The sequence below is a fragment of the Allobosea sp. P1_A7 genome (assembly GCF_056406775.1).
The window spans coordinates 1-545 of sequence record NZ_JBFTZN010000650.1 but is presented as its reverse complement, the minus strand read 5'-3'; the positions used below and the strand labels follow the sequence as shown (position 1 = coordinate 545).

The 545-nt window shown below is 68.9% G+C and carries 1 protein-coding gene; it reads left to right on the top strand.

Going from position 1 to position 545, the window contains the following annotated elements:
- Nucleotides 1–15 precede the first annotated feature (15 nt).
- Nucleotides 16–545: calcium-binding protein (locus AC1D34_RS38220; protein ID WP_476827108.1), on the top strand; the 530-nt coding region annotated here is incomplete at its 3' end.

Sequence of the window (545 nt, the reverse complement as noted above, 5' to 3'; positions counted from 1 at the left end):
ATGCCCGAGGCGGACGTGTTGCTCGGGGCGTCTGGGGCGGACAACCTGATCGGCCAGGGCGGCGACGATGTCCTGATCGGTGCGGGCGGCGACGACACGATCTCGGCCGGCGACGGCAACGACTTCGTCGATGCCGGGGAGGGCCGTGACGTGGTCTTCGGCGGAGCCGGCGACGACGTGCTGCTTGGTGGGGCCGGCAACGACCTGATCGATGGCGAGGCCGGCAACGACCGGATCTTCGGTGGCACGGGCGACGACCGGATCACGGCCGGCGCCGGTGACGACACTGTGGTGGCGGGCGCGGGCAATGACGTGATCGTGGCTGCGATCGGTGACGGCAACGACGTCTATTTCGGCGATGACAGCGACGGCGGCACGGGCATCGACACGCTCGATCTCTCGGCGATCCTGGCGAACCTGACGGTCAATCTCGGCAACGGCCTGCTTGGACGCGGYAGCGCGGTCAGCACGGACACCGGCAGCGACACGCTCTGGAGCATCGAGAACGTCGCGACTGGCTCGGGCAACGACACGATCACGGCCAG